The sequence below is a fragment of the Nocardiopsis lucentensis DSM 44048 genome, assembly GCF_000341125.1.
Classification (GTDB): Bacteria; Actinomycetota; Actinomycetes; order Streptosporangiales; family Streptosporangiaceae; genus Nocardiopsis; species Nocardiopsis lucentensis.
This window is the reverse complement of sequence record NZ_ANBC01000137.1, coordinates 1-8,109: the sequence shown is the minus strand read 5'-3', so window position 1 is coordinate 8,109 and position 8,109 is coordinate 1. Positions and strand designations below refer to the sequence as shown.

At 71.6% G+C, this 8,109-nt stretch carries 11 protein-coding genes; 6 read left to right on the top strand and 5 right to left on the bottom strand.

The window, feature by feature from the left end:
- The coding region (locus D471_RS32985; RefSeq protein WP_040688330.1) for an NAD(P)H-hydrate epimerase at positions 1–570 on the top strand (570 nt) is incomplete at its 5' end.
- Here the strand turns inward: D471_RS32985 and D471_RS0104420 are convergent.
- Positions 567–1,217, bottom strand: coding sequence for a TetR/AcrR family transcriptional regulator (locus D471_RS0104420; RefSeq protein ID WP_026127404.1), 651 nt, complete (start codon positions 1,215–1,217; stop codon positions 567–569). The two genes, D471_RS32985 and D471_RS0104420, sit on opposite strands and share 4 nt — an antisense overlap.
- Before the next feature lie 72 nt (positions 1,218–1,289).
- Between D471_RS0104420 and D471_RS0104415 the strand changes: the two genes are divergently transcribed.
- Together D471_RS0104415 and D471_RS0104410 are read left to right on the top strand one after the other, a co-directional pair.
- Positions 1,290–1,859 (top strand): carboxymuconolactone decarboxylase family protein, encoded by a 570-nt coding sequence (locus D471_RS0104415; RefSeq protein WP_017597510.1) that lies wholly within the window; start codon positions 1,290–1,292, stop codon positions 1,857–1,859.
- Between the two features lie 581 nt (positions 1,860–2,440).
- On the top strand, positions 2,441–2,743 hold the full coding sequence (locus D471_RS0104410; protein WP_017597509.1) for a DsbA family protein: 303 nt from the start codon (positions 2,441–2,443) through the stop codon (positions 2,741–2,743).
- Positions 2,744–2,843: 100 nt separating this feature from the next.
- On the opposite strand, the gene D471_RS0104405 is transcribed toward D471_RS0104410, so the two are convergent.
- The 4 genes from D471_RS0104405 to D471_RS0104390 are packed head-to-tail and all read right to left on the bottom strand — an operon-like array spanning position 2,844 to position 6,437.
- A complete protein-coding gene (locus D471_RS0104405; RefSeq protein WP_017597508.1) occupies positions 2,844–3,683 on the bottom strand; it encodes an ABC transporter permease in 840 nt (279 codons plus the stop codon).
- Positions 3,680–4,648, bottom strand: a complete 969-nt coding sequence (locus tag D471_RS32980; protein ID WP_017597507.1) for a daunorubicin resistance protein DrrA family ABC transporter ATP-binding protein — start codon at positions 4,646–4,648, stop codon at positions 3,680–3,682. Before D471_RS32980 ends, D471_RS0104405 begins: the two co-directional genes overlap by 4 nt.
- A complete protein-coding gene (locus D471_RS0104395; RefSeq protein WP_017597506.1) occupies positions 4,645–5,403 on the bottom strand; it encodes a hypothetical protein in 759 nt (252 codons plus the stop codon). The genes D471_RS32980 and D471_RS0104395 overlap by 4 nt, the downstream gene beginning before the upstream one ends.
- Before the next feature lie 38 nt (positions 5,404–5,441).
- Positions 5,442–6,437 carry an NAD(P)-dependent alcohol dehydrogenase gene (locus tag D471_RS0104390; protein ID WP_017597505.1) on the bottom strand — a complete coding sequence of 332 codons (996 nt, stop codon included), beginning with the start codon at positions 6,435–6,437 and terminating at the stop codon, positions 5,442–5,444.
- 88 nt (positions 6,438–6,525) lie between these two features.
- Between D471_RS0104390 and D471_RS0104385 the strand changes: the two genes are divergently transcribed.
- The 3 genes from D471_RS0104385 to D471_RS0104375 all read left to right on the top strand — a co-directional run bounded on the left by D471_RS0104385 (position 6,526) and on the right by D471_RS0104375 (position 8,008).
- Positions 6,526–7,185, top strand: coding sequence for a TetR/AcrR family transcriptional regulator (locus tag D471_RS0104385; RefSeq protein ID WP_017597504.1), 660 nt, complete (start codon positions 6,526–6,528; stop codon positions 7,183–7,185).
- 134 nt (positions 7,186–7,319) lie between these two features.
- Positions 7,320–7,616 (top strand): DUF427 domain-containing protein, encoded by a 297-nt coding sequence (locus D471_RS0104380; protein ID WP_017597503.1) that lies wholly within the window; start codon positions 7,320–7,322, stop codon positions 7,614–7,616.
- Entirely contained in the window at positions 7,613–8,008 is a 396-nt protein-coding gene (locus D471_RS0104375; RefSeq protein WP_017597502.1) for a hypothetical protein, read from the top strand. The genes D471_RS0104380 and D471_RS0104375 overlap by 4 nt, the downstream gene beginning before the upstream one ends.
- Positions 8,009–8,109: the final 101 nt, after the last annotated feature.

Genomic DNA, 8,109 nt, shown 5'->3' with positions numbered 1-8,109 from the left:
GTGTGGGAGCCACACGGTGTCGTCGTCCTGGCGGGTCCGGGTGGGAACGGCGGTGGCGGGCTGGTGGCCGCCCGCCACCTGATCAACCGGGGCCGCGCCGTGCACGTCGTTCTCGCCGCACCCGCCGAACGGTTCGCACCGGTGCCCGCGCACCAGCTCGACATCCTCCGCCGGATGGGGGCCGACGTGCGAGACGCCGGGACCCGCTCCCCCGGCGTCTCGGCCGACCTGGTCATCGACGCGGTGCTCGGGTACAGCCTCACCGGTGATCCCAGGGAACCCGCGGCGGGTCTGATCCGCTGGACCTATGACCTCCGGTGTCCGGTGCTGAGCCTGGACCTGCCGAGCGGGCTCGACGCCACCACCGGCGTCCCCGCCGAACCATGCGTGGCGGCCACCGCGACGATGACACTCGCGCTGCCGAAGACCGGGCTGCTCAGCGCGGCCGGTGCGCGTCAGGCCGGCAGGCTCTACCTGGCGGACGTCTCGGTGCCCCGCGCCGTCTACGAGCGCATGGGCATCGAGGTGGGCCTGCTGTTCGGTGCGCGCACCGTCGAGGTGATCGGCTAGTGCCGCGGCGACGGGCCCGGTACCGCCCACCGTTCGATCTGGCGGCTCAGGGCCTCGACCGTGGCGAGCGCCTCCTCCGTCGCGCCGCTGCGTGCGGTGACCTGCACGCCGAAGAGGGCGGCCTGCAGGAGCCTGGCCCGACTGGTGGTGTCCTCGACGTCCCCGGCGGGGAGTTCCCCCCGGGCGGCGGCGCGGTCCAGGGCGGCGGCGAGGCCGTTGCGGACGCGTTCGCGGTAGCGGTGGGCGCGTTCGGCGATCCGGTCGTCTCGTGGGGCCACCTCGGTCGCGGTGTTGACCATGAAGCAGCCCGGGTGACCGGGTTCGGTCAGGCCCCGGCGGATGGCGTCGAGGAAGCCGCGGAGGTCGTCCAGACCTCCCGAACCGTGCTCCAGGGGGCGCAGAAGGTCCTCGCGGTCCCGGTCGTAGCGCGTCAGCGCGGCCTCCAGTACCCCGTGCTTGCTGCCGAAGGCCGCGTACAGGCTGGACGGCGACAGGCCCGTGGCACGCCCGAGGTCCTCGATCGTCGTCGCCTCGTAGCCCTTGTCCCACAGCGTGCTCAGCGCCGCCGCCACGGCCGCGTCGAGGTCGAACGAGCGTGGCCTTCCGCGGCGGGGAGCACGGACGGGAGCGGATCGGTCTTGCTGCATTTATGTAGTATACGATCCAGAAGTATTCGGGAGCATCCACTCCAGAAATGCGTCACGACCCGAGGAGCACCCATGGCGCACACCGAGCGTCCGCTCTCCCTGCCCGCCCGTACCGAGAAGGACCAGGACCCCGCCGTCGCCGAGGTGCTGGCCAAGGCCAAGGCGCAGACCGGGATGATCCCCAACATGTACAGGGGGATGGCCAACGTCCCCGGCCTGCTGGAGACCTACATGGCGGGTTACGACGCCTTCCGCTCCGGTTCGGGCCTCACCCCGGCCGAGCAGGAGACCGTCCTGCTCACCATCAGCCGGGTCAACGGCTGCACCTACTGCGTCGCCGCGCACAGCGCGCTCGCCGACATGAACAAGGTCCCCACCGAGGTCACCGACGCCCTCCGCGACGACAAGCCGCTGCCCGACGCGCGCCTGGACGCCCTGTCCACCTTCACGGCGGCCTTCGTCGAGAGCCGGGGCCTGCCCACCGCCGACCAGGTCGACGCGTTCCTCGCCGCCGGATTCACCGAGACCGACATCCTGCAGGTGCTGCTCGCCGTCTCCGTCAAGACCATCAGCAACTACACCAACCACCTGTTCCACACCCAGGTGGACGAGATGTTCGCCCACCGCGCCTGGACCGACTGACCCGGCGTTCCGGGGGATGCCGGGCCCATCGGTCCGGCACCCCTTCCACCAGTTAAATTCTGGAAACAACGATGATCGACTGCGGTTGGATGGCAACGCCTTCCGGGGTTCAAATCCCCGATCCTCCGCGCTCCGGCCTGGGGCTTCCCGCATCGCGGAAGCCCCAGGCCATTTTGTTTTCCGGGCGTGCCGGGCGGACACCCTGGCGGTCGGATCGCGAGCCGCTGAGCCGCGAGGACGGTCCGTGCGCCGGTACCGGTGTCCAACTCCACCGTGTGCATGACGACCCCCGAAAACCGGCCGCGTCGCGCTCGCGTGACGGCTGAATGTGTCTCCTCGCTGACAAGTCCAGGCGCGGCTCGGATCCGGCGTGATTGCCTCCCTCCGTGTGCCGTGCGAACGGGGTGTTCTCGCCCGGAGCGTGGACACGGCCGTCCGTCGACGGTCGTGCGCCCGACGCAGACGGCGCAGGTGCCGGGGGCTTCCTGACCCGAGAGCCCCCGGCACCGCCATGTCCTGAGTGGACACACCCGCTCCAAAGACCTGTCGCGGTGGGGCACATTGGAAAGAGGGAGGGAGAGATGAACGTAGAGCTGCTCTACTTCGATGGCTGCCCCAACCGGCGCCTGGTTCAGGAGCGTCTGCACCGGGCACTCACCCGTGTGGGGCACCCGGAGACCGGAGTCGAACTGGTCGCCGTACACACCGAGGAGGAGGCGCGGGATCGGGGTTTCCCCGGCTCACCCACGATCCGGGTGAACGGCCGCGACCCGTTCCCCCACGGCGGGACCCACGGCCTCGCCTGCCGGGTCTACCCGACCCCGGAGGGGCTCGCGGGCGCCCCGACCGTGGACCAGCTCGTCCACGCGCTCACCGACCTGTGACCGCGCGCCCGGCCTCGGGACGGGGCCGGGTCGTCCCTGACGGTCGCCGACGCTCCCGCGGAGGCCACGGTTGCGCTGGGGGCACGGGCGCCGTGACCGTTCACCGTTCGCGGCGGTAGAGCCGCATCGTCACGGGCGCGAACACCGCGACCATGCCCGCACAGGTCAGAAGGACGATGCCGACCTGGGCCGCCACCGGCTCGCCGTGCATCAACCCACGCGTCGCGGTGACCAGATGCGTGACCGGGTTGACCTCGACGCAGCGCTCCAGCCACCCGGGCAGTGTCGCGGGGTCGACGAACACGTTGCTGACGAAGGTCAGCGGGAACGTCACCAGCATGCCGATGAACATCATCGACTCGGGTCTGCGGGCCAGCAGGCCGAAGCTCGTCCAGACCCACGACAGGCTCCAGGCGAACAGCAGCACCAGCCCGGCACCGGCCAACAGTCCGAGCGGACCGGCGTTCGGACGGAACCCGAGCAGCGTCCCGGCTCCGACGACGACCGCGGCGCTCGTCGCGTAACGGACCAGGTCCGCCAGGAGCGGTCCGATCAACGCGGCCGGCTGCCAGATCGGCAGGGATCGGAAGCGGTCGAAGACACCGTCGCCGATGTCGGTGTTGAGCGCGACACCGGTCGACTGGGTGGTCATCGTCACCGTCATCACGAGGATGCCCGGCAGAACCGACCGGAGGTAGTCACCGGTCGATCCGGCCAGGGCCCCGCCGAACAGGTAGGTGAACATCACCAGCATGATCAGCGGGAAGACCGTGACGTCGAACAACTGGCTGGGCACGTGCTTGATGCGCAGCAGCGCCAGCCAGCCGAACGCCAGGGTGACCGCCGCCGCTCCGGGCCGGGCGGGACGGGCGCCGGACGCCAGCGCCGAACGCAGCGGATCGGCGGACGGGGCGGTCGTCGGAACGGGAACGATGCTCACGAGAGGGGCTCCTCTGCCGTGTCGGGCCGGGCGTGGTGGCCGGTCAGCGCGAGGAAGACCTCGTCCAGGCTGGGCTGGCCCACACTGAGGGCGCTGACCTCGATACCGGCGTGGGTGAACGCGCGCAGAGCGGCTCCGGCGCGGTCGGGGTCGACCAGTCGGGCCGACAGCGCGGCGGGATCGTCGTCGTGGTGGACCGGTTGGGCCAACACGTCGGCCAGGATCCGCTCCGCCTCGTCGCGCCGGTCCGCGTCCTGTACCCGCACGCGCAGCGCCCCGGCGCCGACGGACTGCTTCAGTTCCGCTGGCGTGCCCGTCGCGATGACCCGGCCGCGGTCGATGACGGCCAGGCGGTCGGCGAGCCGGTCGGCCTCCTCCAGGTACTGGGTGGTGAGCAGGACGGTGGTGCCGCCATCGGTCAACGCGCGTACCGCGTCCCACACCTGTCCGCGGCTGCGTGGATCCAGACCGGTGGTCGGTTCGTCCAGGAAGACCAGGGCGGGCGTGACCACGATGCCCGCGGCGATGTCGAGGCGGCGGCGCATACCGCCCGAGTAGCGCTTGACCTGGCGGTCCGCCGCCTCCTCGAGCCCGAAGACCGTCAGCAGTTCGCGGGCACGCCGTACCGCGGCGCGGTGCCGGTGGCCGAGGAGCCTCCCCATCAGCGTGAGGTTCTGCGCACCGGTGAGCTCGCCGTCGACCGAGGCGTACTGACCGGTCAGGCTGATGCGGGCGCGTACCGCGTCGGCCTCGGCGGCGACGTCGTGGCCGAACACGCGCGCCCGTCCGCTCGTGGGACGCACGAGCGTCGCCAGCATGCGCATCGTCGTGGTCTTGCCCGCTCCGTTGGGGCCGAGGACGCCGTAGACGGTTCCGGCCGGGACCGCCAGGTCGACACCGTCGACGGCTACGGTGCCGCCGAACGTCTTCCTCAGATCCTCGGTGAGGATCGCGTACGTGGTCATTCCCGGAATCCCTTCTCGGGCGGGTTGGCGGTGGGCGCGGGGCGGCCGGAGAGCCGGTAGGCCCTCCATCCGGCGAGGAGGTGGAAGGCGATGAGCGTCAGGACGGTGACGGCCGCCAACGGTGAGAGGGGGTCGATGAGCATGACCGTGGCGGCGGCCAGGCCCACCGTTCCCAGACCCACGCTGAGGCCGCCGACCATCCGGCCGAAGCCCGGGCCGCGGTTCATGGCGAAGCCGATCAGGATCACACCGATCGGCGTCATGAGCAGCCCCGCCAGCAGGATGGCGTCGAACAGGCCCTGCGTCGCCTGCCAGAGGAGGACGAGGGTCTCCCGTTCCCCGACGGTGGCGTCGGTGGCGTGGTAGCGGTCGGACAGGTGGACCGCCACGACGTGGGGCAGGGCGCCGGCGGCGAGGACCGCCAGGCCCATCAGGTTGAGCACGCTTCCGAACCGCGCGAACGCGGCCCGTGCCCCGCGCAGCCCGCGGTGGAGGGCCACCGACAGCGGCGCCCACAGCAGCATGACGGCCAGGTAGAGGCCGTTCTCCACGGTGCGGGCCGCGCGGATCTCGGGGAACCGGGAGATCGGCCCCTCCGGCCCGTCGGGTTCCGGGCCGATGTGGAGGATCACGAGGATCAGGACGGCGACGAAGACGGCGCTGCCCGCCAGAGCGGTCAGGCCGCCCCATCGCAGGAGGTTCCTGTCGTCGGCGGTCGGGTGTGCTCCGGGACGTGTGTGGCTCGGTGGTGCCATGAGGGACTCCTCGGTGGTTGGGGGGGGAGAAGCCGTGGTCAGGAGGGGTGGGCGGTGGGTGTCACCGTCAGGACCGTCTTGCCGCGCCGGTGGCCCGCGCCCTGGTCGGCGAGCGCCCCGGCGGCCCGGTCCAGCGGATGGACGCGGTCGACGACGGGCGCGACGTGGCCGTCCTCGATCAGGCGGGTGAGCGCCGCGAGGTCGTCCGGGTCCGGTTTGGCCGCCAACACCGTCATCCTCGGACGGCGGCGCAGTGACGACACCATGACGCCGAGGAGGTACGGCAGGGGGCCCAGGACGGCTCCGCCGGGTTCGCCGCTCGCGGCCACGTACACCCCGTCGGCGCGCAGCACCCGCCGGTACGCCTTCAGCGGATGGTTGCCGACCAGGTCGAGGATGACGTCGTAGGACCGCTCGCCGCGGGTGAAGTCCTCACGGGTGTAGTCGACGGCCTCGTCGGCGCCGATCGAGCGCACCAGGTCGAGGTTGCGCGTGCCGCACACACCGGTCACGTGGGCGCCGAGTGACCTGGCGATCTGCACCGCGAACGTGCCCACGCCGCCGGACGCGCCGTTGACCAGGACCCGGTGGCCGGCCCGGACCGCTCCGGCGTCCCGGATCCCGCGGAGCGCGGTGAGTCCTGCGAGGGGGACGGCCGCCGCCTCCGCGAAGTCGAGGTTGGTCGGCTTCCGTGCCAGGGCGGTCTCGGCGGCGACGACGTACTCGGCGTAGGCGCCGCCGGGCAGTTCGCCGTACACCTCGTCTCCGGGGCGGAGGCGGGTGGCCCCGGGGCCGACCGCCTCGACGGTCCCCGCCACGTCCTTGCCGGGAATCGGAGGCTTCGGTCGCGGCAGGCCGAACACGGGTCGCAGGACGTACGGCCGCCCCACGGTGCGCAACCAGTCCGCCGGGTTCACCGACGACGCGTGCACGCGCAGCAGGACCCCGTCCTCGCCCGGTTCCGGGCGGTCGACCTCGCCGAACTCCAACACGTCGGCCGGGCCGCCGTAGGCACGCTGGACGATCGCTCTCATGCCATCCCCTCCAGTATTTACGCCGTAAATATTTACGCCGTATGCTAGGCTTTGGGTTATCACCCGTCAAGCGGAGAGGGAAGTCAAGGTGTCCAAGCGGTCGTCCGCGGAGCAACGCGTCACGCTGAACCGTCATCTGGTGATCGAGGCCGGGATCCGCCTGGCCGACGCGGAGGGCGCCGACGCGTTGTCGATGCGCCGGCTCGGACGGGAGCTGGGGGTGGAGGCGATGGCGCTCTACAACCACGTCGACAACAAGGACGACCTGCTGGACGGCATGATCGAGCGGGCCGCCGAGGAGATCGAGCTGCCCGAGGACGGCGCCGACTGGCGGGAGTTCGCCCGGCGCCGGGCCGTCTCGGCGCATGACGTGCTGATGCGGCATCCGTGGCTGCCCGCGTTGTGGACCGCGCGCATCACCCTGGGACCGGCCCGGATGCGCTACATGGACCGCGCCCTGCGCAACCTGCGCGAGTCCGGTTTCCCGCCCGACCTCCTCGACAGCGGCTACCACGCCGTCGAGAACCACATCGTCGGCCACGCGATGCAGGCGATCGGCTTTCCGCTCGACGCCGAGGAGATGCGGGAGCTGGGTGAGCCGCTGCTGCGCTCGTCGCCGCTCGCGGAGTATCCCGACCTGGTCGCGCACATCCGCCACCATCTGGAACACCCGTCGCGGGGGGACGCGTTCGAGTTCGGGCTCGATCTGATCCTCGACGGCCTCGAACGGCTGCGCGACGGATCCTGACCGGGGCGATGCCTTCCCGGCCTCGCCCCGGGTTGTCACGTCCCTGACACTCGCCTCCGCTCCCCCGAAGGCCACCGGTGTACTGGGGGCACGGCCGCCGTCGCGGCCGGTTCCGTTCGCGGGGAGGGACGCAGATGATCCGAGCGGTCTGGAACGGTGAGGTGCTGGCCGAGGCGCCGAGTACCGTGATGGTGGAGGGCAACCACTACTTCCCACCCGAGTCCCTGCGCCGCGAGCACTTCTCCGAGTCCCGGTCCCGGAGCCTGTGCTTCTGGAAGGGCGTCGCGCGCTACTACGACGTCACCGTGCACGGCCAGACCTACGAGGCCGCCGCCTGGTACTACCCGCGTCCCAGCCCGCTGGCCCGCCGGATCAGGGACCACGTGGCGTTCTGGCCGGGCGTGGGCATCGAGCGGGAGGACGACCGATGAGCGCGGCCTCCCCCGACCTGGAACCCGGAAGCGGCACCGGCGCAGAGACGCCGCGTCGGCCGCTGGCCGCGGTGCGCATCGGCCTGGTGTCGGGGCTGGTCGGGATCATGTGCTGCGTGGGACCGACGGTGCTGGCGCTCCTGGGCGTGGTCAGCGCGGGGACCGCGTTCGTGTGGGCCACCGACCTCTACGACGGCTACGCCTGGTGGTTCCGTCTGGGGGGTCTGGCCGTACTGGTGGCGCTGGTCTGGTGGTCGCTGTACCGGAAGCGGATGTGCTCCCTGGACGGCGCGCGCAAGGCCAAGGGGAGGATCGCGCTCGCGCTGGGCGTCGCGGTGGCCACCTACGGCGTGCTCTACGGCGTGACCACCTGGTTGGGAACGCTCGCCTGAGACGCGGACCGGTGGATCAGTCGGACGCTCCCGGGCGCGTCGCCATCGGTCGTGGCACACCGTCGGGGCGCCCGACGAAGGACTCACCCGCCTTCGGGCTT

Excerpts from the sequence above, each read along its gene's own strand:
- D471_RS0104390 (WP_017597505.1), bottom strand. The coding sequence starts at position 6,437 with ATGAGAGCGATCGTCCAGCGTGCCTACGGCGGCCCGGCCGACGTGTTG.
- D471_RS0104415 (WP_017597510.1), top strand. The coding sequence starts at position 1,290 with ATGGCGCACACCGAGCGTCCGCTCTCCCTGCCCGCCCGTACCGAGAAG.
- D471_RS32980 (WP_017597507.1), bottom strand. The coding sequence starts at position 4,648 with ATGACCACGTACGCGATCCTCACCGAGGATCTGAGGAAGACGTTCGGC.
- D471_RS0104380 (WP_017597503.1), top strand. The coding sequence starts at position 7,320 with ATGATCCGAGCGGTCTGGAACGGTGAGGTGCTGGCCGAGGCGCCGAGT.
- D471_RS0104395 (WP_017597506.1), bottom strand. The coding sequence starts at position 5,403 with ATGGCACCACCGAGCCACACACGTCCCGGAGCACACCCGACCGCCGAC.
- D471_RS0104375 (WP_017597502.1), top strand. The coding sequence starts at position 7,613 with ATGAGCGCGGCCTCCCCCGACCTGGAACCCGGAAGCGGCACCGGCGCA.
- D471_RS0104410 (WP_017597509.1), top strand. The coding sequence starts at position 2,441 with ATGAACGTAGAGCTGCTCTACTTCGATGGCTGCCCCAACCGGCGCCTG.
- D471_RS0104420 (WP_026127404.1), bottom strand. The coding sequence starts at position 1,217 with ATGCAGCAAGACCGATCCGCTCCCGTCCGTGCTCCCCGCCGCGGAAGG.